General features: G+C 68.1%; 27 protein-coding genes. 13 read left to right on the forward strand and 14 right to left on the reverse strand.

What is annotated here, in order from left to right:
* The first annotated feature begins 72 nt into the window (after window positions 1-72).
* Both sseA and GGC47_RS14610 read left to right on the forward strand, forming a co-directional pair.
* On the forward strand, window positions 73-927 hold the full coding sequence (gene sseA, locus GGC47_RS14605) for a 3-mercaptopyruvate sulfurtransferase (RefSeq protein ID WP_142020906.1): 855 nt from the start codon (window positions 73-75) through the stop codon (window positions 925-927).
* 26 nt (window positions 928-953) lie between these two features.
* Complete coding sequence (locus GGC47_RS14610) at window positions 954-1,469, forward strand: cupin domain-containing protein (protein WP_142020905.1); 516 nt, start codon at window positions 954-956, stop codon at window positions 1,467-1,469.
* A gap of 143 nt (window positions 1,470-1,612) precedes the next feature.
* Here the strand turns inward: GGC47_RS14610 and tsaA are convergent, their stop codons facing one another.
* Both tsaA and GGC47_RS14620 read right to left on the reverse strand, forming a co-directional pair.
* On the reverse strand, window positions 1,613-2,104 hold the full coding sequence (gene tsaA / locus GGC47_RS14615; RefSeq protein ID WP_142020904.1) for a tRNA (N6-threonylcarbamoyladenosine(37)-N6)-methyltransferase TrmO: 492 nt from the start codon (window positions 2,102-2,104) through the stop codon (window positions 1,613-1,615).
* Window positions 2,105-2,109: 5 nt separating this feature from the next.
* Window positions 2,110-2,316 carry a TOBE domain-containing protein gene (locus tag GGC47_RS14620; RefSeq protein ID WP_113252352.1) on the reverse strand — a complete coding sequence of 69 codons (207 nt, stop codon included), beginning with the start codon at window positions 2,314-2,316 and terminating at the stop codon, window positions 2,110-2,112.
* Between the two features lie 127 nt (window positions 2,317-2,443).
* Here GGC47_RS14620 and modA point away from each other — a divergent pair, with 127 nt between their 5' ends.
* The 6 genes from modA to GGC47_RS14650 all read left to right on the forward strand — a co-directional run bounded on the left by modA (window position 2,444) and on the right by GGC47_RS14650 (window position 9,645).
* Window positions 2,444-3,247, forward strand: coding sequence for a molybdate ABC transporter substrate-binding protein (gene modA / locus GGC47_RS14625; RefSeq protein WP_142020903.1), 804 nt, complete (start codon window positions 2,444-2,446; stop codon window positions 3,245-3,247).
* 10 nt (window positions 3,248-3,257) lie between these two features.
* A complete protein-coding gene (gene modB / locus GGC47_RS14630) occupies window positions 3,258-3,956 on the forward strand; it encodes a molybdate ABC transporter permease subunit (protein WP_038367440.1) in 699 nt (232 codons plus the stop codon).
* The gene (modC, locus tag GGC47_RS14635) at window positions 3,953-5,050 is read left to right on the forward strand and encodes a molybdenum ABC transporter ATP-binding protein (protein WP_142020902.1); all 1,098 of its coding nucleotides are present in this window, start codon (window positions 3,953-3,955) and stop codon (window positions 5,048-5,050) included. Before modB ends, modC begins: the two co-directional genes overlap by 4 nt.
* 90 nt (window positions 5,051-5,140) lie before the next feature.
* Window positions 5,141-7,636, forward strand: a complete 2,496-nt coding sequence (locus GGC47_RS14640; protein WP_142020901.1) for a heavy metal translocating P-type ATPase — start codon at window positions 5,141-5,143, stop codon at window positions 7,634-7,636.
* Window position 7,637: 1 nt separating this feature from the next.
* Window positions 7,638-8,048: a Cu(I)-responsive transcriptional regulator gene (gene cueR / locus GGC47_RS14645; RefSeq protein WP_112762187.1), complete on the forward strand. Its 411-nt coding sequence runs from the start codon at window positions 7,638-7,640 to the stop codon at window positions 8,046-8,048.
* A 178-nt stretch (window positions 8,049-8,226) separates the two neighbouring features.
* A complete protein-coding gene (locus GGC47_RS14650; RefSeq protein ID WP_142020900.1) occupies window positions 8,227-9,645 on the forward strand; it encodes a M20 family metallopeptidase in 1,419 nt (472 codons plus the stop codon).
* Window positions 9,646-10,039: 394 nt separating this feature from the next.
* Here the strand turns inward: GGC47_RS14650 and GGC47_RS14655 are convergent, their stop codons facing one another.
* From GGC47_RS14655 to GGC47_RS14680, 6 genes are all read right to left on the reverse strand, one after another.
* Complete coding sequence (locus tag GGC47_RS14655; RefSeq protein WP_038367450.1) at window positions 10,040-10,285, reverse strand: hypothetical protein; 246 nt, start codon at window positions 10,283-10,285, stop codon at window positions 10,040-10,042.
* Window positions 10,286-10,359: 74 nt separating this feature from the next.
* Window positions 10,360-11,220, reverse strand: a complete 861-nt coding sequence (locus GGC47_RS14660; protein ID WP_142020899.1) for an energy transducer TonB family protein — start codon at window positions 11,218-11,220, stop codon at window positions 10,360-10,362.
* Window positions 11,217-11,663 carry a TonB system transport protein ExbD gene (exbD, locus tag GGC47_RS14665; protein WP_038367453.1) on the reverse strand — a complete coding sequence of 149 codons (447 nt, stop codon included), beginning with the start codon at window positions 11,661-11,663 and terminating at the stop codon, window positions 11,217-11,219. Before exbD ends, GGC47_RS14660 begins: the two co-directional genes overlap by 4 nt.
* Window positions 11,664-11,666: 3 nt before the next feature.
* Window positions 11,667-12,704: a tonB-system energizer ExbB gene (exbB, locus tag GGC47_RS14670; RefSeq protein WP_370954267.1), complete on the reverse strand. Its 1,038-nt coding sequence runs from the start codon at window positions 12,702-12,704 to the stop codon at window positions 11,667-11,669.
* A 289-nt stretch (window positions 12,705-12,993) separates the two neighbouring features.
* Window positions 12,994-13,344, reverse strand: a complete 351-nt coding sequence (locus GGC47_RS14675; RefSeq protein ID WP_112762181.1) for a winged helix-turn-helix domain-containing protein — start codon at window positions 13,342-13,344, stop codon at window positions 12,994-12,996.
* 9 nt (window positions 13,345-13,353) lie between these two features.
* Window positions 13,354-13,872, reverse strand: a complete 519-nt coding sequence (locus tag GGC47_RS14680) for a GAF domain-containing protein (protein WP_370954266.1) — start codon at window positions 13,870-13,872, stop codon at window positions 13,354-13,356.
* A gap of 217 nt (window positions 13,873-14,089) precedes the next feature.
* Between GGC47_RS14680 and GGC47_RS14685 the strand changes: the two genes are divergently transcribed.
* From GGC47_RS14685 to GGC47_RS14700, 4 genes are all read left to right on the forward strand, one after another.
* Window positions 14,090-14,506 carry an NUDIX hydrolase gene (locus GGC47_RS14685; RefSeq protein WP_429068438.1) on the forward strand — a complete coding sequence of 139 codons (417 nt, stop codon included), beginning with the start codon at window positions 14,090-14,092 and terminating at the stop codon, window positions 14,504-14,506.
* Window positions 14,507-14,521: 15 nt separating this feature from the next.
* Window positions 14,522-15,313, forward strand: a complete 792-nt coding sequence (locus tag GGC47_RS14690) for a class I SAM-dependent methyltransferase (protein WP_370954264.1) — start codon at window positions 14,522-14,524, stop codon at window positions 15,311-15,313.
* Window positions 15,314-15,422: 109 nt separating this feature from the next.
* Entirely contained in the window at window positions 15,423-16,538 is a 1,116-nt protein-coding gene (locus tag GGC47_RS14695) for a DNA topoisomerase IB (protein WP_429068439.1), read from the forward strand.
* A 211-nt stretch (window positions 16,539-16,749) separates the two neighbouring features.
* Window positions 16,750-17,049, forward strand: coding sequence for a hypothetical protein (locus GGC47_RS14700; RefSeq protein WP_038367462.1), 300 nt, complete (start codon window positions 16,750-16,752; stop codon window positions 17,047-17,049).
* Between the two features lie 50 nt (window positions 17,050-17,099).
* On the opposite strand, the gene GGC47_RS14705 is transcribed toward GGC47_RS14700, so the two are convergent.
* From GGC47_RS14705 to GGC47_RS14730, 6 genes are all read right to left on the reverse strand, one after another.
* Window positions 17,100-17,516, reverse strand: a complete 417-nt coding sequence (locus GGC47_RS14705) for a DUF1236 domain-containing protein (RefSeq protein ID WP_370954262.1) — start codon at window positions 17,514-17,516, stop codon at window positions 17,100-17,102.
* A gap of 176 nt (window positions 17,517-17,692) precedes the next feature.
* Entirely contained in the window at window positions 17,693-17,881 is a 189-nt protein-coding gene (locus tag GGC47_RS14710; RefSeq protein ID WP_370954261.1) for a hypothetical protein, read from the reverse strand.
* 147 nt (window positions 17,882-18,028) lie between these two features.
* Window positions 18,029-18,580 (reverse strand): single-stranded DNA-binding protein, encoded by a 552-nt coding sequence (ssb, locus tag GGC47_RS14715; protein ID WP_038367469.1) that lies wholly within the window; start codon window positions 18,578-18,580, stop codon window positions 18,029-18,031.
* 217 nt (window positions 18,581-18,797) lie between these two features.
* A complete protein-coding gene (locus GGC47_RS14720; RefSeq protein WP_429068440.1) occupies window positions 18,798-19,655 on the reverse strand; it encodes an ABC transporter permease in 858 nt (285 codons plus the stop codon).
* Window positions 19,652-20,647: an ABC transporter substrate-binding protein gene (locus tag GGC47_RS14725; protein ID WP_210245586.1), complete on the reverse strand. Its 996-nt coding sequence runs from the start codon at window positions 20,645-20,647 to the stop codon at window positions 19,652-19,654. The genes GGC47_RS14720 and GGC47_RS14725 overlap by 4 nt, the downstream gene beginning before the upstream one ends.
* Before the next feature lie 246 nt (window positions 20,648-20,893).
* Window positions 20,894-21,460 (reverse strand): biotin transporter BioY, encoded by a 567-nt coding sequence (locus tag GGC47_RS14730; protein WP_112762175.1) that lies wholly within the window; start codon window positions 21,458-21,460, stop codon window positions 20,894-20,896.
* Window positions 21,461-21,676: 216 nt separating this feature from the next.
* Between GGC47_RS14730 and GGC47_RS14735 the strand changes: the two genes are divergently transcribed.
* Window positions 21,677-22,855, forward strand: coding sequence for a pyridoxal-phosphate-dependent aminotransferase family protein (locus GGC47_RS14735; RefSeq protein WP_429068441.1), 1,179 nt, complete (start codon window positions 21,677-21,679; stop codon window positions 22,853-22,855).
* The last annotated feature ends 22 nt before the right edge of the window (window positions 22,856-22,877 follow it).

A 22,877-nucleotide genomic window follows, 5' to 3' on the forward strand; every position in this document is an offset into this window, starting at 1 on the left:
TTCCGGGTCAAGCCCGGAATGACGGCGCGGTTCCAATAACCAACAAACCTCGAATATCCCCAAGGACATCACATGGCCCGCGAAGACGTTTTCGTATCGACCGACTGGCTCGCCGAGCGCCTGAACGCGCCAGACGTCATCGTGGTCGACGGTTCCTGGTATCTGCCGGCCCATGGCCGCGATCCGCATGCCGAATTTGCCGAGCGGCGCATTCCCGGCGCGGTGCATTTCGACATCGACGCGGTCAAGGATACCGGCTCCGACCTGCCGCATATGCTGCCCCGGCCGGAGGCTTTCGCGGCGGCGGTCGGCGCCATGGGCATCGGCGACGGCATGCGCATCGTCGTCTATGACGGGCTCGGCCTGTTCTCGGCGCCGCGCGTGCGCTGGACCTTCCGCACCTTCGGCGCGAAGGACGTGGTGATCCTCGAAGGCGGCTTCCCGAAATGGGAGAGCGAGGGCCGGCCGATCGAGCACGGCCCGCCGCGCGCCCGCTCCAACCGCAGCTTCACCGCGAGGCTCGACCATTCCGCCGTCGCCAGCGCCGAGGATGTCGCCAAGGCTCTCGCCAATGGCACGCAGGTCGTCGATGCCCGCCCGGCCGACCGCTTCCGCGGCGAGGCGCCGGAGCCGCGCGCGGGTGTCCGCTCCGGCCATATGCCGGGTGCGCGCAACGTGCCGGCGACCGCGCTGATCGCCAATGGCAGCCTGAAGGACCCGGCCGCGATCGCGGCCGCCTTTACCGAGGCGGGCGTCGATCTCGACAAGCCGCTGATCACGAGCTGCGGCTCGGGCGTCACCGCCGCGATACTGTCGACGGCGCTGGAAAGCATCGGCAAGCCGGGCCGCGCGCTCTATGACGGGTCCTGGGCCGAATGGGGTGCGAGCGACCGGCCGCTGGCGACCGGGCCGGTGAAGACGGCCTGAATTCGGACGGACAACAGGAGGGCGCCATGAGCGATCATTCGCACGACCACGACCATCCGCACGATCACTCCCATGACGAGCCGCGCTGGAAGCATGACGGCGTGCGCGTCATCACCGGTGACAAGCTCGATCCCAACACGGCCCAGACGCCCGGCATGTTCCGGCAGGCGGCGATCAACCACGCCCGCGTCGGCGCGCAGAAGATCTGGGCCGGGACGGTCGCGATCGAGCCCAACGCCAAGACCGGCGTGCATCATCACGGCGCGCTCGAAAGCGTGATCTATGTGGTGAGCGGCAAGGCCCGGATGCGCTGGGGGGACCGGCTGGAATTCGTCGCCGAGGCCGGGCCGGGCGATTTCATCTATGTCCCGCCCTTCGTGCCGCACCAGGAGATCAACGCCGATCCCAATAACCCGCTGCAATGCGTGCTGGTGCGCTCGGACAACGAGGCGGTGGTGGTCAACATCACCGATGTCGACCCGGTCGAGAAGCCGGAAGAGGTCTATTGGGTCGACCCGATCCACAAGCACCCGCACGGGTGAGCGGGAGGGTTCCCATCGAACCGCGCCGTCATTCCGGACAAGCGGCGAAGCCGCGCCGATCCGGAATCCATCGAAGGGCGCCAACGCTCTAGGATGGATTCCGGGTCAAGCCCGGAATGACGGCTTGGTTCGATTGCGAATTTTCACCCCGTCTCGAAATCGCCCGGCTGCGGCGGGGCGATCGGCTTGAACAGGGTGCGATCCGGCTTGATGTCGAGCAGCGGCGTTTCGTCGAGGCAGTCGAGCCCGCGCACCAGCAGGACCGGGCCTTCGCGCGCGACCAGCGTCGCGATCGAGGTGCCGATCGGATTGGGCCTGACCGGCGTGCGCAAGGCGAACGTTCCGCGGGTCTCGCCATTGTTGGCCGGACTCTGGCGGACGAGATCGCGGCGCGACTGGTGCAGCCAGTACAGCACCTCCAGCCGCTCGAAGCGCTCGATGCCGTCGAGCGCCTGATCCCAGGGCGCGAAGAGTTCGATGCGGCAGATCGGTCCATCCGCCCTGCCCTGGCGTGGGCACGCCAATCGCGAGGTCCATGGCGTGCAGATCGTTCCGATGAAAGCGAGGCCGGCATCGGTCGCCTGCGGCGGCGCGACGGCGACCTCTTTGTCGCGGATCTCGTTCTCGCGGACCATCGAAATCAGTCGATCGCGATCATCACGTCGGACGCTTTCACCACGGCATAGGCTTCCTTGCCGACGGTGAGGCCGAGATCGTCGACGGCCGCATTGGTGATCGAGGCGGTGACGACCGCGCCGCCGATGTCGATGCGGACATGGGCGGTGGTGGCGCCCTTGGTGATCTCGACGATTCGGCCCTTGAGCTGGTTGCGTGCGCTGATCTTCATCGTCGCTCTCTCTTTGGTGATGTGTCGGTCACGCGGTCGCAGCCGGGCGTCCTTGACTTGGCCGAGGGCGCACGGCAACCATCGCTATATCCAACGATATACAACGATAAGCGCAGCGAGGGACAGCATGATCGACCGCCGGACGATGCTCGGGATGGGCCTGGCTCTTGCGATGGGCCTCGCCCCGAGCTTCAACGCCGCCCAGGCGCAGACGAAGGATCTCGTGATCTTCGCTGCGGCGAGCATGAAGAACGCGCTCGACGAGGCCGCCGCCAACTGGGTCAAGGAAACCGGCAAGCCGGCGCCGAAGATCTCCTATGCCGCCAGCAACGTGCTCGCCAAGCAGATCGAGAGCGGTGCGCCGGCCGACCTCTTCGTCTCGGCCGATCTCGACTGGATGGACTATGCGGCGAGCAAGAACCTGATCAAGCCGGATACCCGCGTCAGCCTGCTCGGCAACAAGATCGTCCTGGTCGGCGCCAAGGATACGACCCTCAAGGTCGAGCTGGCGCCGGGCGTCGATCTGAGCGGCGCGCTGGGTTCGAGCCGCCTCGCCATGGGCAATGTCGATTCCGTGCCGGCCGGCAAATACGGCAAGGCCGCGCTCGAGAAGCTCGGCGGCTGGGACAAGGTGAAGGACAAGATCGCGCAGGCCGACAATGTTCGCGCCGCCCTGCTCCTCGTCTCGCGCGGCGAGGCGCCGCTCGGCATCGTCTACGCCACCGACGCTGCCGCCGACCCGCAGGTCAAGGTCGTCGCGACCTTCCCCGAGGGCTCGCACCCGCCGATCGTCTATCCGGTCGCCGTGACCAGGGATTCGGCCAATCCCGACGCGCAGGCTTTCCTGACCTATCTGCGCGGGCCCGCGGCCAAGCCGGTCTTCGAGAAGCAGGGCTTCACCGTCCTCAACAAGCCCGCCTCGTCGTCGTGAGCCTGTCGGCTTGAGCCACTGGCTGACTCCCGAGGAATGGACGGCGGTCAGGCTGAGCCTGATCGTCGCCACGACCGCCACGCTCGCGAGCCTGCCGCTCGGGCTCGTGGTCGCGCTCCTGCTGGCGCGCGGACGCTTCTGGGGCAAGTCGCTGCTCGATGCGGCGGTGCATCTGCCGCTGATCATGCCACCCGTCGTCACCGGCTATCTGCTGCTGATCGGCTTCGGCCGGCGCGGGCCGATCGGCCAGTTCCTCTATGACTGGTTCGGGATCGTTCTCTCCTTCCGCTGGACCGGCGCGGCGCTGGCCTGCGGCGTGATGGGCTTTCCCTTGATGGTGCGGGCGATCCGGCTCTCGATCGAGGCCGTCGACCGCAAGCTGGAGGCGGCCGCCGGCACGCTCGGCGCCAATCCGCTCTGGGTCTTCCTCGTCGTGACGCTGCCGCTCTGCGTGCCAGGCATCCTCGCCGGCATGATCCTGTGCTTCGCCAAGGCGATGGGCGAATTCGGCGCGACCATCACCTTCGTCTCGAACATTCCGGGCGAGACGCAGACCCTGCCCTCCGCCATCTATACCTTCACCCAGGTTCCCGGCGGCGAGACCGGCGCGATGCGATTGACGATCATCTCCATCGCGATCTCGGTCGCCGCCCTCTTCCTCTCCGAATGGATGGCGCGTCTGGTCGGCCGGCGGATCGCCGTCGAATGACGACGCCCGTCCTCGACATCGCCGTCCGGCACCGGCTGGGCGACTTCCAGCTCGATGCGGCCTTCCAGTCGCAAGGGCGATTGACGGCGCTGTTCGGCACGTCGGGCTCGGGCAAGACCTCGCTGGTGAACGTGATCGGCGGGTTGATCCGCCCGCGGGCGGGCCATGTGCGGGTCGAGGGCGAGGCGTTGCTCGATACAGCGCGCGGCGTCTTCCTGCCCAAGCATCGCCGGCGGATCGGTTACGTCTTCCAGGAGGCACGGCTGTTTCCGCATCTCACCGTGCGGCAGAACCTGCTCTTCGGGCATTGGTTCGTGCCGCATGCGGTGCGCAAGCCGGCCGAGCTCGACAAGGTGCTGGAGCTGCTCGGCATCGGCCATCTGCTGAAGCGGCGGCCCGGAGCCCTCTCCGGCGGCGAGAAGCAGCGCGTCGCCATTGGACGTGCCCTGCTGGCGCAGCCGCGCCTGCTCTTGATGGACGAGCCGCTCGCCGCGCTCGACGAGGCCCGCAAGGCCGAGATCCTGCCGCATATCGAGCGGCTGCGCGACGAGGTCGGCATCCCCATCGTCTATGTCTCGCATTCGCTCGCCGAGGTGGCGCGGCTGGCGACCACCGTCGCCATCGTCGATGCCGGGCGGATCGCCGCCTGCGGGCCGACGGCCGAGATCCTCGCGCGCGTCGACCTCGCCTCGCGGCCCGGTGCGCCGGAGGCGAGTGCGGTGCTCTCCGCTGCGGTGACGGGCTTCGACGAAGCCTTCGGCCTCGCCCGGCTGGCGACGCCGGCGGGCGAACTCGCCATTGCCCGCGGCGCGCTCAGGCTGGGGCAGAAGCTGCGCGTGCGGATCATGGCGAGCGACGTCATGCTCAGCCTCGCGCCGCCTGAAGGGACCAGCGCGCTCAACGCCCTGCCCGGGAGGGTCGCGGAGATCGGCGAGCGGACGGGCGAAGGCGGCAGCACCGTGCACCTGCGGCTCGATTGCGGCGATGCGAATCTCATCGTGCGGTTGACGGCGAAATCGGTGGCGAGCCTCTCCCTGTCTGTCGGCAAGCCGGTCTACGCCATCATCAAGAGCGTCTCTGTCGAGACGCCCTGAGGTCATCTGCAAAAAAGGCACAGCCGCGCCCTTGACCTTCCCATCATGGGAAGCCCCATATGAACCGTCATCACGATGAAGGAGACGGCGATGACGGTCATCGACAGGACGAAGGATGGGCTGGCGACGCTCGACATGGCCGTGGAGGGCATGTCCTGTGCGAGCTGCGTCGGCCGGGTCGAGCGCGCCATCGCGGCGGTGCCGGGCGTCGATTCGGTCGCGGTCAATCTCGCGACCGAGCGCGCCCATGTGACCTTCGCCAAAGGCGGCGACGTGTTGAGGCAGGTCGAGGAGGCAGTGCGCCAAGCAGGCTACCAGCCGATGGAGCAGACGATCGACCTGTCGGTCAGCGGCATGACCTGCGCGTCCTGCGTTGGCCATGTCGAGAAGGCTTTGCGCGGCGTGCCCGGCGTCGTCGGGGCCACCGTGAACCTCGCCACCGAACGCGCCAGCGTGAAGGCTGTGGCCGGCGGCGATCTTGGCCCCGAGCTGATCAAGGCGGTCGAGAAGGCCGGCTACGAGGCGAGCCCGGTGACGCCCGATGACGGCCATGCAGCCGGCCAGCACGACCATATGCAGATGCTGAAGGAGGAAGAACAGGCGCGGTTGCTGCGCTCGGTCATCCTCGCCGGCGTACTGACGATCCCGCTGCTGGTGATCGAGATGGGCAGCCACATGGTCCCGGCCCTGCACCACTGGCTTGCAGGCAATTTCGGCGAGGGAAATCTGCGCATCTTCTCCTTCGTGCTCGCCACGATCGTGCTGTTCGGGCCGGGGTTGGTCTTCCTGCGCAAGGGCTTCCCCGCCCTGCTGCGGGCCGCGCCCGACATGAATACGCTGGTCATGCTCGGGGCCGGTGCTGCCTGGCTCTATTCGAGCGTCGCGACTTTCCTGCCCGGCCTGCTGCCGGAAGGCACCGCGCTGACCTATTTCGAATCGGGCGCCGTCATCGTGACGCTGATCCTGCTCGGCCGCTGGTTCGAGGCCCGCGCCAAGGGCCGCACCGGCGCGGCGATCCGCAGCCTGATCGCGCTTCAGCCGAAGACGGCGCGCATCCTGCGCCAGGGCAGCGAGACCGATATCCCGGTCGACGAGGTCAAGCCGGGCGACACCGTGATCCTGCGGCCGGGCGAGCGTGTACCGGTCGATGGCGAGGTGCGGGACGGCACCTCCTTCGTCGACGAATCGATGATCACCGGCGAGCCTGCCCCGGTCCGCAAGGAAGCCGGCAGCCTCGTCACCGGCGGCACGGTCAATGGTTCGGGCGCGCTGAGCTTCACCGCCCGCAAGGTCGGCTCCGACACGCTGCTCGCCCAGATCGTGCGCACGGTGCAGGCGGCGCAGGGTGCCAAGCTGCCGATCCAGGCCGCCGTCGACCGCATCACCCTCTGGTTCGTGCCGGCGGTGATGGCGGTGGCGCTCGCGACCTTCCTGGTCTGGCTCGCCTTCTGCCCGAGTCCGGCCCTGTCCTATGCGTTGGTCAACGCGGTCGCGGTGCTCATCATCGCCTGCCCTTGCGCCATGGGGCTGGCGACGCCGACCTCGATCATGGTCGGCACCGGGCGCGGCGCCGAGCTCGGCATCCTGTTCCGCCAGGGCGATGCGCTGCAGGCGTTGCGGGATGTGCAGGTCGTCGCCCTCGACAAGACGGGAACGCTGACCAAGGGCAAGCCCGAGCTGACCGATATCGAGCCGACTGAGACCTTCGAGGCCAACGAGATCCTGCGCCTGATCGCCTCGACCGAGAACCGTTCCGAACACCCGCTGGCGCTGGCCATCGTCGCGGCGGCGAAGGCGCGTGGCCTTGCGCTGGCCGAGCCGGCCGATTTCGTCAGCGATGCCGGCCGTGGCGTCACGGCGACCGTCGAGGGCCGGCGCGTCGCCATCGGTGGCCACAGGCTGATGGAGCAGGCAGGAATCGACGTCTCGGCCTTCGCGGGCCGGGCCCAGGCACTGGCGGAAGCTGGCAAGACCCCGCTCTATGCCGCCATCGATGGCAAGCTCGCCGCCGTCATCGCCGTCGCCGACGCAATCAAGGAGACGACGCCGGCAGCCATCGCGGCATTGCACCAGCTCGGCCTCAAGGTCGCGATGGTGACCGGCGACGACAGCCGCACCGCCGCCGCCGTGGCCCGGCAGCTCGGCATCGATGAAATCCGCGCCGAGGTGCTGCCGACCGACAAGGCCGAGGTGGTGAAGGCCTTGCAGAAGGATGGCCGCAAGGTCGCCTTCGTCGGGGACGGCATCAACGATGCGCCTGCCCTCGCCCAGGCCGATGTCGGCATCGCCATCGGCACTGGCACCGACATCGCCATCGAAAGCGCCGATGTCGTGCTGATGTCGGGCGATGTCATGGGCGTGCCGCGCGCGATTGCGCTGTCCAAGGCGACGATCACGAATATCCGCCAGAATCTCGCCTGGGCCTTCGGCTACAACGCCATCCTGATTCCGGTGGCGGCCGGCCTGCTCTATCCGCTCTGGGGCGTCCTGCTCTCGCCGGTCTTCGCCGGGCTTGCCATGGCGCTGTCGAGCGTGAGCGTGCTGGCCAACGCACTCCGGCTCAGGCGCTTCAAGGTGGAGGCATAGGATGAATATCGGCGAAGCCTCGGCCCGCTCCGGCGTCAGCGCCAAGATGATCCGCTATTACGAGAGCATCGGGCTGATCGAGGCGCCCTCGCGGACGGCGGCGCAGTACCGGGTCTATGCCGATGACGACGTGCATACGCTGCGCTTCGTCCGGCGGGCGCGCGATCTCGGCTTCTCGCTGGAGGAAACGCGCGAATTGCTGGCGCTCTGGCATGACCGCAGCCGCGCCAGCGCCGATGTGAAGAAGCTCGCCATGGCCCATATCCGCGACCTCGAGGCCAAGGCCGCCGAACTCCAGGCCATGGCCGACACGCTTCGGCATCTGGCGGCGCATTGCCATGGCGACCACCGGCCCGATTGCCCGATCCTGAGCGATTTCGCCGCGCAGCCTCTTCTCACCGAAAAGGCCTGAGACGCCGCTCCGCCATGCGCCGCGCTTCTGGACGCGGGCCGAGAGGCTTGCTCATATGCGGCCGCGAGGCATCGGGTCGGCGATCACAGCCGGTCTCCGACGGATCGATGCCTCCCAAGGGGATAGATCGCCATGGTGCGCCGCTGCGGCGCGCCGCGATCCGACAAGGCAATAGATCATGGACAATCGAAACGATCTCTGGCGTCACGTCGATGCGAACAAGGAGCGATTGATCGCTCTCTCCGACCGGGTCTGGGGCATGCCGGAGGTGTGCTACACCGAGAAGCGCTCCGTCGCCGAGCATGTCGCCGAGCTGAAGCATCAAGGCTTCCGCATCACCGAGAATGTCGCCGACATTCCGACCGCCGTGATCGGCGAGGCGGGCGAAGGCGGCCCGGTCATCGCCTTCCTCGGCGAATACGACGCCCTGCCCGGCCTGTCGCAGGAGGCTGGCGTCGCCGAACACAAGGAGATTGAGACCGGCGGCCACGGCCATGGCTGCGGCCACAACCTGCTCGGCTCCGCCGCCATGCTCGCCGCCGTGGCCATGAAGGACTGGCTGGCCGAGAACAAGATTCCCGGCCGCGTTCGCTATTATGGCTGCCCGGCCGAGGAAGGCGGCGCGGCCAAGGCCTTCATGGTCCGCGCTGGCGCCTTCGACGACGCCGATGTCGCGATCAGCTGGCACCCGTCGAGCTTCTGGGAGGTCGCTCCGGCGCTCGCGCTCGCCAACACCCGCGCCGATTTCGTCTTCACCGGCCGCGCCTCGCATGCCGCCGCCGCGCCCCATCTCGGCCGTTCGGCGCTCGATGCCGTGGAACTCATGAATGTCGGCGTGAACTACATGCGCGAGCACATGCCGAGCGACGCGCGCGTGCATTACGCCCTGCTCGACACTGGCGGCATCGCGCCGAACGTCGTGCAGGCCCATGCCCGCGTGCGCTACTCGATCCGCGCCCGCGATCTCCGCGGCATGCTGGAGCTCGTCCAGCGCGTGAAGAAGATCGCCGAAGGCGCCGCGCTGATGACGGAAACCAAGATGGAGATGCGCATCGTCAGTGCCGTCTCCGACCTCGTCGCCAACACGCCGCTCGAAGAAGCCATGCACAAGGTGATGGAGGATCTCGGCCCGCCGCATTTCGACGATGCCGACAAGGCCTTCGCCGAGGAGATCCGCAAGACGCTCTCGCCGCAGGACATCGCCGCGATCTGGCGCACGGTCGGAATGCAGGACAGCGGCGCCCCGCTGGCCGACTTCCTCGTGCCGCGCAGCGCCAAGCGCAATCCGGCGATCGGCTCGACCGATATCGGCGATGTGAGCTGGGCCGTGCCGACCGTGCAGGCGCATGCGCCGACCGTCGCGATGGGCACGCCCTTCCACACCTGGCAGGTCGTGGCGCAGGGCAAGGCGCCGGCGGCGCACAAGGCCATGGTGCATGTCGCCAAGGCGATGGCGGCGACCGGCGCTGCCGTGCTGAGCGACCCGGCCCTGATGGAAGCGGCCAAGGCCGACCACAAGGCCCGGCTCGGCAAGGAAGGCTACACCTCGCCGCTGCCGCCCGAGGTCAAGCCGCCGCTGACGATGTCGCTGGGCTGACCCTTCCGCCTCGATAGGCCCGGCCATGGCGCGATGCCGCGGCCGGGCTGCTCGATCGGGCTTGCGCTTCCCTGGGCGTTTCGCCTCGCAGATGCCGCATCGAGAGGCTCCTGAGCCGGTGCCGGCAAAATTGCCCACGAAACGGGCAATGCATTCGAGAAACCCGCTCAATACCCTGATTTCGCGGTGATATTTCTCAGGCGCAATTTAAGTCAGCTTTGCTTCCCTTTTACCCTTGCAGGCAAACGATTGCCGTCCTATCTAAGGTGCAGCGCAGCAGAGATGTTGCGTCGCCCTCCTTGGGCGTTTCCTCCCTAGACTTGGGCTGCGCTCACGCGCGGCCCTTTTTTCTTGCGGCCGATCCTCACGCCGGAATTGCTGGAACCGGCGAGGGCTACCAGCGCCGCCAGTAATAGGGCGGGCCGCCGAAGCCTGAATCGAAGCGGTCGAACTGGTAACGGCGCTCTGCCGAGCGATCGAGATCGATCTGCAGCAGGCAGTTCGAGAAGCCTTCGCTGCCGGGTTTGAAGCCGTAGGAACGGCAACGCGCCTCGTCGGCCGCCCGCCGCTCCTCGAGCGTGACGCAGCCGCTGCAGGCCAGCGCCAGCAGAAGCCCGGCTGCGAGTTTCGGTGCGATCATGACCCATCTCCTGTCCGCGCCCGCGACGACCGATTAACCGCCGGAATCTCCGGCAGTTCAATCGCTGCAACGATCTATCGCGAAAACCTGATCGGCACGGACAGGGAAACCGAGCCGCCGCCGAGCCCGTCCGGCGGTGCCGGGACGGGGCTCGCCCGCCGGATCATCGCGACGGCCTCCTCGTCGAGCGCGGAATCGCCGGAGCCGCGCACGAGCTGCGCCGACAGCACCCGCCCGCCGCGGTCGATGCTGAAGGCGACCTGCGCGGTGCCGGGATTCGCCCCGTTCGGGAACCGCTTGAAGCGGTTGAGATGGGCGATCAGCGTGCCGCGCCAGCTTGCCGTCGCCGCCGGCGAGGCGGAGGACGCGCCCGATGCGGGGGCGGCAGTGCGCTGGGCAATCTGCGCCTGCGCGGTCGGGGCCGAGCTTTGCTCGGAGCGCGGCTTGTCCGGGCTCACCGGCTTGCGTCGCTGCACGACCTTGGGCTTCGGCGGCGGCTGCTTCTTCACCTCCTTCGGCGGAGGCGGCGGCTCCTGCTTCGGCGGCGGCGACAGCACGGCGGCGGCGTCCGGCAAGGGCGGAAGCTCGGGGATCTTGATGTCCGGTTCAGGCACCGCGACGGGCGCCGGCTCCGGCGGCGGCTCGGGTTCCCTAGGTCGCTCGACCACAGGCTCGGGCGGCGGCGGTTCGGGCTCGGATTCGACCATCTCGGGTCCGGGCGCGATATCCTGCTGCGGCGTTTCCGGCGCAACCGCGAGCGGCGCGAGCTCGATCATCACGGCGGCGGGCTGAGCGCCGGCCGCGGCCTCGGCGGGCTGCCAGGTCGCGATCATCCAGCCGGCCGTGCCATGGGCGCCGGCGATGACCAGCGCCGCGACGCCCCAGCGCAGCGCGGCGGGCCAGAAACGTGTCTGCGGCGAGCGCCCGATGCTCATGGCTTGGCCGCCGCCGCGCCCTGCCCGGTATCCTCGAGGCCGACGAGCGCGATCTTCAGATAGCCCGCCTTGCGCAGGAGGTTCATCACCTCCATCAGCTCGCGATAGGCGACGGCACCGTCGGCGCGCAGGAAGACGCGCTGCTCGCGGTCATTCCCGGTGCGCTGGTCGAGCGTCGCCTGCAGCGCCTCGCGCGGCAGGGCGTCGTTGCCGAGCGCGAGCGACAGATCGCCCTTCACCGTCAGGAAGACCGGCGTGTCCGGCCGGGGCTGCGGCTGCGCGTTCGAGACCGGCAGGTCGACCGCGACATCGACCGTCGAAAGCGGCGCCGCCACCATGAAGATGATCAGCAGCACCAGAATGACATCGATGAAGGGCGTGACGTTGATGTCCGCGACTTCGCCGAGATCGCCGTCCTGCGGGTCCTTGAGCGAGACGGCCATGGCTCACTCCGCCCGGACACGCGGCATCGCGGCGGCGGCCGGCGGCACCGCCTGCAGGACCGAACGCGCCGGCGCGCTCGCAACCAGGCGCTGGCGCCGCTCGAGATCGCGCGAGAGATGGCGCAAGATCTCGCCCGAGGCGTCCGACAGCGTCGCGCGATAGCCGGTGATGGCGCGGGCGAAGACGTTGTAGATGATGACGGCCGGGATCGCCGCGACCAAGCCGATCGCGGTCGCCAGCAGCGCCTCGGCGATGCCCGGCGCGACCACGGCGAGATTGGTCGTCTTCGCCTGGCTGATGCCGATGAAGGAATTCATGATGCCCCAGACCGTGCCGAACAGGCCGACAAAGGGCGCCGTGGAGCCGATCGTCGCCAGGAGCCCGGTGCCGCGCGCCATGTTCCGGCCAGCGCGAGCCTCGATCCGCGACAGTGCGATGGCCGCCCGCTCCTTGATGCCGTCCTCGCCGAGATCGACCGAGCGGCGGGTCTCCTCCAGCGCAGCGGACAGCAGCGCCCCGACCGCGCCGCGCAGCTTGCCGTCCTTGCCCGAGACGGTTTCGGCCGCATCGCCGAGGCTGTCGGCGGCCTCGATCCGGCGGAGCGAACGCAGCGCGCCGGTCTTGGCGGCGGCGAGTTCCATCACCTTGGCGAGCCAGATCGTCCAGGTCACCAGCGAGGCGAAGGCGAGGCCGATCATCACCGCCTTCACGACGATGTCGGCCGCCATGAACATGCCCCAGGGCGACAGGTCGTGCGGCAGCGTCGCGGCAGCCTGAGGCGCCGGAGCGACGGGGAGGCTGGCGGGCGTATCGCCCGGTTGCAGCGGCGGATGCGCGGCGCTCGGCGGAGCGATCCCCATCTGCGAGGCCGCCGGTGGCAAGGGATTCGCCGGCGCTGCGAGCGGGGGAGCCGGCTGCATGGCCGGCGGAGAGGCCGGCTGCGCCGGAACCTGCGGAGCGCCCTGAATCTGGGCCAGCGCGGCAGAAGCGGGCAGCAACAGGCTCAGCGCCAGAAAAGCCGAACGAAGCAGTCTCGTCATGACCAGTCCTACATCCGCCGCGTGATCGCCACCCGGCCCCGCTCTCCCCGCCATCGGGGAGCGAGGATCGCTCTCGAACAACCCCGGCGCGTACCGGCCAAGCCAAGCGAAAGCGGCGAACCTCACATTGGAATAAATAAAAAAAGCACGCTTTATCAGCGAGTTGCGAGCAGAACGAGTGTTTGAATCACACCCTCCTGTCAAGGCTTGAACGGGCCGCCAGATGGCCGGGCTGCCTTTTTCGAATGGGTGTCGGGCGGCCGCGACCCGCCCGTCGATGCGGCTCGCTTCAGCCCGTGGCGGACGGGTCGATTTCCGCCTGGATGGCCGCCAGATGCTCGGCTGCGGCTGCGGTCGCGGCCTGCTCCACCGCGCGAAACCGGCTCACCAGCACCTGGCCGAGGCTGGTCAGGCTGGCGCCGCCGCCATTCTTGCCGCCGACCTGGCGCTGCACCACCGGTTGGCCGAAAAGCGTGTTCAATTCCTCGACCAGCTCCCAGGCGCGCCGATAGGACATCGCCATGTCGCGCCCCGCGGCCGAGATCGAGCCCAGCGCCGCGATCTTCTCCAGCAACTCGATCTTGCCCGGGCCGATGCGGCCTTCGGGGTCGAGCTGGATGCGCAGGCTGAGCGAAGGCACGGCCCGGCCCTAGGAGGCCGCGGCCAGCGCGGGAGTCGCGGCCAGCGCGCAAGCCGCCAGATAAATCGCCGCGACGCGCTCGATGCCGGCCTGATCGGCGGCGTCGAAACGGGCCACGGAGGGGCTGTCGAGATCGATGACGCCGATGACACCGTCGGGCCCGATCAGCGGGACGACCAATTCGGAACGCGACGCCGCGTCGCAGGCGATATGCCCCGGAAAGGCATGCACATCCTCGACCAGGACCGAGCTGCGCCGCGCCACGGCTGCGCCGCAGACGCCCGCGCCGACGGCGATGCGCACGCAGGCCGGCTTGCCCTGGAAGGGGCCGAGCACCAGCTCGCCGCCGCGCATCAGGTAGAATCCGGCCCAGTTGAGGCCGGGCATCGTCTGGAACAGCAGGGCGGCGGTGTTGGCGGCGTTGGCGATCGGATCGGGTTCGCCATGCAGCAGGGCTTCGAGCTGCTGGGCCAGTTCGCGGTAGAACGTGGCCTTGTCTTCGGTCTCGATGTCGCGCGCCTCGAACATGACCCTGCGCCTCCGGAATTTTCGCGATTCCCAGATCGCCACGCGTCCTGCGGATGCGGCAGCGGCGATCTATGCATTTGTTATCGCATCGGATTGTCCCGAAAAGTGGCGTCCACTTTTCGCGCGATGCTATAGCACCATCGGCCGGGCTTCGCCATGCGCGGCAAGCGAACCGCCCTCGCCCCGCCTGGCCGCAACCGAGAGTTCACTGCTCGCGATGCCCCACCCCAGCCGCCCCATCCGCATCGCCGCCGCATTGCTGACCGACAGCCGCAATCGCCTCCTGCTGGTCCGCAAGCGCGGCACGGAAAGCTTCATGCAGCCGGGCGGCAAGATCGAGGCGCGGGAGGAGCCGGGAGCCGCGCTGCTGCGCGAGTTGCAGGAGGAATTGGGGCTGACGGAGCGCCGCGAAGCGCTGGCCTTTCTGGGCCGATTTGCGGCGCCCGCGGCCAACGAGCCGGGCTTCACGGTGGAGGCCGAGATCTTCCGGCTCGTTTCCGACGAGACACCACGGCCGGCGGCAGAAATCGCCGAGATCGCCTGGCTGATGCCGGGCGTCGCGGCGACTGTCACATTGGCGCCATTGACGCGCGACCATGTGCTGCCGCTCTGGCTTTCCGGCTCCGGTGATTGAGGTGACGAGATGGATATGAACGCGACCGCTGCGGCGCGCCATGCCGATGGCAGTGCCGGCGATGCCGATTACGGCCGGATCGGACGCGGCTACGCCTCCTATCGCCAGCCCGAGCCCGCCATTGCGGCGCAGATCGAGGCTGCGCTCGGCCCGGCCGGAACCATCCTCAATGTCGGCGCCGGTGCGGGCTCCTATGAACCGCGCGGCCGCGACGTCACCGCCGTCGAGCCTTCCGCCTCGATGAGGGCGCAGCGCCCGGCCGAGATCGCCGTTGCCATCGACGCGACGGCGGAGACCTTGCCCTTCCCCGACCGGTCCTTCGACGCGGCCATGGCGACCTTCACGGTGCATCAATGGCAGGATCTCGATGCGGGCCTGCGCGAAATGCGCCGGGTGACGCGCGGGCCGGTCGTCATCCTGTCCTGCGACCCCGCGCTGGTCGAAGCCTTCTGGCTCGCCGACTACGCGCCGAAGGTACTGGCGACCGAGGCGAGGCGCTATCCCGCGCTCGACCATATCGGCGCAGTGCTCGGCGGCCAGGTCGAGATCGTGCCGGTCGCGATCCCCCTCGCCTGCCGCGACGGCTTCAACGAAGCCTATTACGGGCGGCCGGAATGCTTCCTCGACGAGGGCGCGCGCTCGGCCTGCTCGGCCTGGAGCTTCGTCGATCCAGCGGAAAACGCGGCCTCGGTGGAGCGGCTGCGTCGCGACCTCGAAACCGGCGCCTGGGATGCCCGTTACGGCGCCCTGCGCGGCCAGCCGAGCTTCGACGGCTCGCTGCGGCTGGTGATGTCGCGCCCGGCGTGAGGCGAGCCGATGCTATCGCGCGACGCGATAACATCGGCTCGCAAAGTGGAAGACGGCTTTCGGAATGGCTGCCGGCGAATTGGCAGGGCGAGGCCCGGCTGAAGGGACGGTGGATCTTTCCGGCGCAGAGCGAGACGGCTCCCATTCGGAACCATCTCCAGCCCCCGGGCATTGTCTCGCGACAATCCGTGAGTCCGCGCCCATGGCCGCTTCCCGACATGCCAAGCAACGCCCCGCCGTGAAACGCCTGCGGCGGGTCTCCTCGGACGAACTTGTCATCCGCCGCGTACGGCGCGGCCGCTTCTTCAGCTATCGAGATGCGAACGACAACAGGATCACGGATGAAGAGATCCTGGCTCGCATCCGTTCTCTCGCCATTCCCCCCGCTTACGAGGATGTCCGCATCGCGGACGATCCGGCAGCGCATCTTCAGGCGATCGGGCGTGACGAGGCGGGGCGCATCCAGCATCGCTATCATCCGGACTGGGAGAAGGTGCGAGAGCGTCGCAAGCTCAAGCGGCTGGCGTGCCTGATCGCGGCGCTCCCCAAGCTGCGAGCCCGGATCGCCAAGGATTTGCGCTCACGACAGCTTGGCCATGACAAGGCGTTGGCCTGCGCCGCCGCCATCATGGACCGCTGCCATATCCGTGTGGGCAACGAGGCCTATGCCAAGGCCAATGGAAGCCGTGGCGCGTCGACCTTGCTGAAGCGACATGTCGACATCACCGGCCCACGAATTGCGCTGCACTTCCGCGGCAAGAGCAGCAAGGATATCGCCTGCACCGTCGAGGCTCCAGCTCTCGCGCGTGCCATCGGGCGGATATCCGCCCTCCCAGGCGCGCGCCTGCTGCAATATCTGCGCGAGGACGGCAGCGTCGCGCCGATCAGCGCCGACGAGATCAACGCATATCTCAGGAGGGCTAGCGGGCAGCGGATCAGCAGCAAGGATCTGAGGATGCTCGCGGCCAATGCGGCTGCTGCCGAGCTGCTCCTCGGCGGTGAAGAGGCCGTCAGCGAGATGGGCCGCAAGCGGCAGATCGCCGACATCATGCGCATAATTTCGGAGCGGCTCGTCAACACGCCAGCCGTCGTGCGGAAAAGCTATGTCCACGCCATCGTCATTGACGCCTATGCGAGCGGCCGCCTGCAGAGCAGCTACGCGAAAGTGCGCGCCTCGGCGCGTTGCTCTCGCATCGAGCGGGCCTTGGGCCAGCTCGCGGCCTGATGAAGGCACCCTGACATCTGCGTGCGATATCGCAGCTCTTATGTCTCGTTGTGACGCCCACGAACATCACGGACCGGGTGATGCATGCGCAGAGGCACGAAGGCCGCGCTCGGCAGTCGGATGCGGTTGACATTTCCCAACGTCATCGGGACACTCTGGTTGTGGTGTCCCCTTCTTACCTTCCCCCTGATTCAGGGAGGCCGGTGTCGCCATGAAACCTACGGTAGATGCCTATACGGTCGCCCTCCCCTGGTACGAGCCGGAGGACTTCGCCGCGCTGTTGAAGCTTGCTCAAGATCGGGACGAGATGCCGACCGATTACGAGACGTGGCATCGCCAGGCCGTCGCTGTGATGAATGCGTGGCTGGCCCGAGGGCGAGCGCTCGAAATCGTCACCATTCGACCGCATGAGTTCGTCGCTTGGCTCGAAAGGGAAGGTCTTCCCAACACGGCCGAGACGAGGCGGCGGTATGTCGAGGAACAGGCTCGTCACTGCCACGATGTCGCCTGAAACAATAAAGCCCGGTCTCAAGGATGAGACCGGGCCATCGCCATCGCTCGCTATTCGATCACTTGGATAATTTTCCGCGTTTTCGGCTCAACGATGACGGTACGGTCATTCACGATCGTGTATCGATAGCCTTTGGCGGCCCCATATTCGGGCGGAACTTCCCGATAGGTCACGCCGCGCTCGGGCAGAACAGCCCCGACCCGCACATCCTCGCGGTAGGTGTATGAAGGCACTTCGTGTTCGGTCACGTAGGTCTTGAAGCGGGGCGTGGCGTCGCCCGTGATGCCACCGACCACGGCGCCGCCGACTCCACCGACCACGGCACCGACCGGACCGCCAACAACAGCCCCGCCGACCGCACCAGCCGCGGCGCCGGCCGCGGCACCGCCGCGAGCCCCTTCAGGGTTCTGCGCGAGCGCCGTCAAAGGAGCCAGCGTGACCGCAGCAGCAAGAATGATCTTTCTCATCGATCGATCTCCTGGTTGCCCCCAGTTGAGATCGCAAACCTCCCGGATCGCCGGCGGTTCCGCACGCTGCAAAAATGCCCCGGAAACTGCACATTATGGTCACGACCCCGCACATTGCGGGGGAGCCCAGTGATCCTCAAACCACGCGAACGCGATGCCGGAAGCCGTTGCCGGGGTCAGGACCAAATCGTGCGGAAATGGGCTTCCATGGTGCCGGCAGAGCCTCTTAAGACACGCAGGACATGAACCGCGTCGATCGTCGGATCGAACGCGACGATGCCGGCGCCATCGACGATGCGCGGGACGCGCTCGCCGGACGGAAGCCGGCTCTGCATGACCCGGTAAGGTACAACGTGCTTATACATAGCCCCTTAGGAGCCCTTGGTTGACGAGACCAAAGACCCGCATAGCGCACAAGGGGCGGGTTGCATTTCCCTCAACAAATTGGCCCGATTTCATCAATCGGACCAACTCGTTACGAGGACAGCTTGCAAGCCTGCAAGTACCGCAGTTTAGAACGGGATATCGTCGTCGAGATGGCTCGACGAGGAGCGTCCGCCGCCACCGCCGCCGCTCGACATGGCCGGCTGGCGCGAGCCGCCGCCGCTGCCGCCCATCGCGCTGGAGCGACCGAAGGAGCCGCCGCCACCGGAGCGCTCTTCCCCATAGCCGCCACCGCTGCCGCCTTCGCTATACTCCTCCGAGCCGCCCTGGCGGCTGTCGAGGATGGTGAGCTCGCCGCGGAAACGCTGCAGCACGATCTCGGTGGTGTATTTCTCGACGCCGGACTGGTCCTGCCATTTGCGGGTCTGGAGCTGGCCCTCGATGTAAATCTTCGAGCCCTTCTTCAGGTACTGCTCGGCGATCTTCGCCAGATTCTCGTTGAAGATCACGACCGAGTGCCACTCGGTGCGCTCCTTGCGCTCGCCGGACTGCTTGTCGCGCCAGGTTTCCGAGGTGGCGATCCGCAGATTGACGACAGGCTCGCCGCTGCCGAGGCGACGCACCTCCGGGTCGCGCCCGAGATTGCCGACCAGAATGACCTTGTTGACGCTACCAGCCATGACAGGCTCCATTTCCTGCGCACCAAGCGCCCGTCGAGGCCTTCCGGGTCTCGTCGGGAGCTCCAATCACATCCGGCCGATCGACCGGAGCCGAACCCTATCGGCCTGTTCACCCAATATCAATGATGTTCCTGTTTTGTTCAAGGGGCTCAAGCGAGGTTTTCCCCGGCTGATTCGCCGCTCCGCCGAAGTTCCCGCAGCGGCCGGCCGGGCTCGGTCAGGCAAGCGGACGCCGCGCGCCCAGAACCGCCTGCGCCATCCGGTCGAGCAGGATGGCGAGCACGACGATCGCCATGCCGCCGACGAAGCCGAGGCCGGGATCGGCCCGCTGCAGGCCGAGAAGGACGATCTCGCCCAGCCCCTTCGCGCCGATCATCGAGGCGACCACGACCATGGCGAGCGCCATCATGATCGCCTGGTTGAGCCCCTGCAGGATGGTCGGCCGCGCCAATGGCAATTCGACGAGCCAGAGCGTCTGGCGCGGGCCGAGGCCGAGCGCGCGGGCCGCCTGCACCAGCCCGGCGTCGATGCCGCGCAGGCCAAGCTCGGTCAGTCGCGCGAAGGGCGGCAAGGCGTAGATCAGCGTCGCCACCAGCGCCGGCGCCCGTCCCAGCCCCAGCACCATCGCCACCGGGATCAGGTAGACGAAGCTCGGGATGGTCTGCATCAGGTCGTAGAAGGGCGCGAGCGCCCGCCCCAGCCGCGGCAGCCGCGCGGCGGCGATGCCGAGCGGCAGGCCGAGAATGGCGACCAGCAACACGGCGACGACGACGAGCGCCAGCGACTGCATCGCCTCGTTCCAGACGCCAAGACCGGCGAGGACCAGCGGCAGAAGCGCCATCGCCAGCGCGAAGCCGATCTTGCGCCCCGCGAGCCAGGCGCCGACCGCGATGGCCAAGACGAAGACCGGCACCGGGACGTGAAGGAGAGCCGTCTCGACACCGCGCACCGGGGCCGTCAGCAGCGCGCTGAAACCGTCGAGATCGTCGCCATAGCCGGTGACGACGGCATCGACCGCGCGGTTGACCAGCCTTTGCAGCGCCTTGCCGAATTCCGGCAGCCAGTCCGGAATCACAGGCCGGATGCGACCTTGGCGGCGATATCGGCCGGCAGCCACGCCTTCCAGACATCGGCTTTCGTCTTGAGGAAGACGAGCGCCTGCTGCTCCGGCGTCACGCCCTTCTCGCGCGCCTCGGCCAGCATCTTCGAGGTCAGGTCGCTGGTGGTGGTGTAGTTCTTCAGGAAGCTCGCGAGCTGCGGCGCCTTCTTCGCCAGATCGATATTGGCGCCGATGACGACGCGGCTCGTCGGATAGGCCGTCGCCTGCTTCGGCGCGTCGCTCGTCTTGAGTTCCTCCCAGATCTTGGGATCGAAGGGTGGCTCCTCGAGTTTGACGAGATCATAGGCGCCGAGCAGCCAGCTCGGCCCCCAGTAATAGAACACCACCGGCCGCTTGCGCTTCAGCGAGGCCTCGATCGCGGCGACCAGCGCCTCGCCCGAGCCGCCACGCGTGTTGGTGAAATCCTGCGCCAGCCCGTAGGCCGCGAGCTTCTTGGTGTTGATACCCTCGCAGACCCAGCCGGCGACGCAGTTGTAGAAGCGGCCCTTGCCGGGCTCGTCGGGGTCGGCGAAGAGATCCTTGTAGCGCTTGAGATCCTGGACCGATTTCAGCTCGGGGGCCTTCGCATCCGGGCCGGAGACCAGATAGCGCGGCACGAACCAGCCCTCGCTCGCATCGGGGAAGGTCGTGCCCAGCGGCTCGACCTTGCCGGCCGCGGCCTCCTTCACCCAGGCCTCGACCGGGTTCGCCAGCCAGATCTCCATGACGATATCGACATCGCCGCGCCCCATGCCGTTGACCAGCGGGGCGATGGCGCCCGGCACGCGCTCGACCTTGCAGCCGAAGCCCTTCTCCGCGATGGCGCTGGCGACGGCGGTGTGGAAGGCGGCGGAGTCGTAGTCGAGCCCGGCGATCTTCAGCGGCCGGTCGAGCTCGCAGGCGAGGACGGGAGCGGCCAGGCCGAGGCCGAGCATCAGGGCTGCGCCTCGCAATAGGGCTTTCATCATCGCATTCCCCCGCTGGCTGTGACCCCGATCGTGCACCTGACGATCGGTCATGTCCACGAAGCGCGGAAGTCCGCCAAAAGTTCCACCACAGGGCGAACGGGGACCCGGCTCCGTGCCCTCAGCATCGCGCAGGATGGCGGGCGAAGCCAGTTCCGGTCCTGTCAGCGTCTGTCAGGACCGGAGGAGGCCGTCATTCCGGGGCAAGCCCGGAATGACGGCGCAGTTCTTGTTGAACGAAGCGCTCGCTCAGCCGCGCGGCGCGAAAGCCTTCAGCGTCGCGGCCGCCAGGGCGGATTTCAGGATCGCGCCGAGCAGGAAGGGCGTCGCGCCGACCGCGATGGCCTTCTCCATGCCGATGAAGGTCGCGAGCCAGGCTGTGCCCAGCACGAGGCAGAGCGCGTTGCCGGCGAGCATGGAGAGCGTCGCGAGGCCGATCCGGCGGCCGTTCCAGCCGCGCTGGGCGAGGAAGCCCGTCAAAGCCGCGGCGAAGGGGAAGGCCAGCAGATAGCCGCCGGTCGGGCCGGCGACATAGGCGGCACCGCCGAGCGCGCCCGCGAAGACCGGCAGGCCCGCCACGCCTTCGAGCAGCCAGGCGATCACCGTGACGGCGCCGAGGCGCCAGCCATAGAGCGCGCCGATCAGCGTGACGGCGAAGGTCTGCATCGTCATCGGCACCGGCACCATCGGCACCTTGATCTGCGAGGAGAGCGCCAGCAGCAGCGTGCCGACGAGCACAGCGGCCGTCCGCCAGGCGAGCGAGCGGCTTTCCAGGCGCAGCGGGCTGAACGGGCGAGCGAGAACGAGATCGGTCATGGTTGCTCCGTAAGCATGATCGGCGCCGCGTCGCCGCGACTCCGGTGCCGCCTTGTGAGCGCTTTCCCGCGCCGGATGCAAGGCCCGACCGCGAAAGCCGTGCGCCCCGCATCATGCGCCGCGGGAGGGCGCGCAATGCCGCGCAGCCGCTTGCGCGCGACGCCGATATGTCGGATTGGCTGCGGAAGTCCGCTTTTCCCAGCCCGAGGATCTCCGATGACCCTGGCCAATGGCCGGCCGCTGCTCGCTATGCCCGGCCCGACCAATATCCCCGACCGCGTGCTGCAGGCGATGATGCGCCCGGCCGAGGAACTGAGCTCGGCCAGCATCGTCAGGCTGACGGATTCGGTGCTGGCCGATCTCAAGCGCATCTTCCGCACCGGCGGCGAGACCTTCGTCTATGCCGCCAACGGCCATGGCGGCTGGGAGGCAGCCTTCACCAATGTGCTGTCGCGCGGCGACAAGGTGCTGGTGCTGGAGAGCGGGCGCTTCGCGACCGGCTGGGGCGAGATGGCGCGGTTCATGGGCGCCGATGTCGAGATGCTGGCGGGAAGCTGGCGTCGCGCGGTCGATCCCGCCACCGTCGAGGCCCGGCTGCGCGCCGATACGGCCCACGCGATCAAGGCGGTGATGGTGGTGCAGATCGACACCGCCGCCGGCGTCGTCAACGACATCCCGGCGATCCGCCGGGCGATCGATGCCGCCGGGCACCCTGCCCTGTTCATGGTCGACGGCGTCGCCTCGGTCGGCTGCATGGAATTCGAGATGGACGCCTGGCGGATCGACGTCGCCGTCTCCGCCTCGCAGAAGGGGCTGATGTCCTCGCCCGGCCTGGCCTTCGTCGCGGCCAACGAAAAGGCGCTGGCGGCCCATGCCCGCGCCGACATGCGCAGCGGCTACTGGGACTGGAGCGGCCGCATGAACACGCTGGCCTATATGAAGCATTGCGGCACCGCGCCGGAGCATCTGCTCCTCGGCCAGCGCGCCGCGCTCGACATGATCTTCGAGGAAGGGCTGGAGGCAATCTGGCGTCGCCATGCCGCGCTGGCGAAGGCGACGCATGCGGCGGTCGAAACCTGGGCCAGCGGCCAGGCGCTGGGCTTCGGCGTTGCCGAGCCGCAGGAGCGCGCGCCCTCGGTGACGACGATCCTGACGCCGGGCTTCGATGTCGCCACCATCACCGATTTCACGCGCGACGTCTGCGGCGTCTCGCTCGGGCTCGGCATCGGCGACTATAGCGGCAAGGCCTTCCGTATCGCCCATATGGGCCATTTCAACGCGGCCTCGCTGCTGGGCACGCTCGGCGCCGTCGAGATGGCCTTGCAGGCCAAGGACATCCCGCACGGCTCCGGCGGCGTCGCGGCGGCGGTGGCGAGCCTGGCGGAAGCGGCCTGAGGCGACCGACACCCGCCGAACG

The organism is Allobosea sp. OAE752 (assembly GCF_050433265.1).
GTDB classification, from domain to species: Bacteria; Pseudomonadota; Alphaproteobacteria; order Rhizobiales; family Beijerinckiaceae; genus Allobosea; species Allobosea spartocytisi.

Coding starts and splice junctions, on each gene's coding strand:
- sseA (WP_142020906.1), top strand. CDS start 73: ATGGCCCGCGAAGACGTTTTCGTATCGACCGACTGGCTCGCCGAGCGC.
- GGC47_RS14610 (WP_142020905.1), top strand. CDS start 954: ATGAGCGATCATTCGCACGACCACGACCATCCGCACGATCACTCCCAT.
- tsaA (WP_142020904.1), bottom strand. CDS start 2,104: ATGGTCCGCGAGAACGAGATCCGCGACAAAGAGGTCGCCGTCGCGCCG.
- GGC47_RS14620 (WP_113252352.1), bottom strand. CDS start 2,316: ATGAAGATCAGCGCACGCAACCAGCTCAAGGGCCGAATCGTCGAGATC.
- modA (WP_142020903.1), top strand. CDS start 2,444: ATGATCGACCGCCGGACGATGCTCGGGATGGGCCTGGCTCTTGCGATG.
- modC (WP_142020902.1), top strand. CDS start 3,953: ATGACGACGCCCGTCCTCGACATCGCCGTCCGGCACCGGCTGGGCGAC.
- GGC47_RS14640 (WP_142020901.1), top strand. CDS start 5,141: ATGACGGTCATCGACAGGACGAAGGATGGGCTGGCGACGCTCGACATG.
- cueR (WP_112762187.1), top strand. CDS start 7,638: ATGAATATCGGCGAAGCCTCGGCCCGCTCCGGCGTCAGCGCCAAGATG.
- GGC47_RS14650 (WP_142020900.1), top strand. CDS start 8,227: ATGGACAATCGAAACGATCTCTGGCGTCACGTCGATGCGAACAAGGAG.
- GGC47_RS14655 (WP_038367450.1), bottom strand. CDS start 10,285: ATGATCGCACCGAAACTCGCAGCCGGGCTTCTGCTGGCGCTGGCCTGC.
- GGC47_RS14660 (WP_142020899.1), bottom strand. CDS start 11,220: ATGAGCATCGGGCGCTCGCCGCAGACACGTTTCTGGCCCGCCGCGCTG.
- exbD (WP_038367453.1), bottom strand. CDS start 11,663: ATGGCCGTCTCGCTCAAGGACCCGCAGGACGGCGATCTCGGCGAAGTC.
- exbB (WP_370954267.1), bottom strand. CDS start 12,704: ATGACGAGACTGCTTCGTTCGGCTTTTCTGGCGCTGAGCCTGTTGCTG.
- GGC47_RS14680 (WP_370954266.1), bottom strand. CDS start 13,872: ATGTTCGAGGCGCGCGACATCGAGACCGAAGACAAGGCCACGTTCTAC.
- GGC47_RS14685 (WP_429068438.1), top strand. CDS start 14,090: ATGCCCCACCCCAGCCGCCCCATCCGCATCGCCGCCGCATTGCTGACC.
- GGC47_RS14690 (WP_370954264.1), top strand. CDS start 14,522: ATGAACGCGACCGCTGCGGCGCGCCATGCCGATGGCAGTGCCGGCGAT.
- GGC47_RS14700 (WP_038367462.1), top strand. CDS start 16,750: ATGAAACCTACGGTAGATGCCTATACGGTCGCCCTCCCCTGGTACGAG.
- GGC47_RS14705 (WP_370954262.1), bottom strand. CDS start 17,516: ATGAGAAAGATCATTCTTGCTGCTGCGGTCACGCTGGCTCCTTTGACG.
- GGC47_RS14710 (WP_370954261.1), bottom strand. CDS start 17,881: ATGTATAAGCACGTTGTACCTTACCGGGTCATGCAGAGCCGGCTTCCG.
- ssb (WP_038367469.1), bottom strand. CDS start 18,580: ATGGCTGGTAGCGTCAACAAGGTCATTCTGGTCGGCAATCTCGGGCGC.
- GGC47_RS14725 (WP_210245586.1), bottom strand. CDS start 20,647: ATGATGAAAGCCCTATTGCGAGGCGCAGCCCTGATGCTCGGCCTCGGC.
- GGC47_RS14730 (WP_112762175.1), bottom strand. CDS start 21,460: ATGACCGATCTCGTTCTCGCTCGCCCGTTCAGCCCGCTGCGCCTGGAA.
- GGC47_RS14735 (WP_429068441.1), top strand. CDS start 21,677: ATGACCCTGGCCAATGGCCGGCCGCTGCTCGCTATGCCCGGCCCGACC.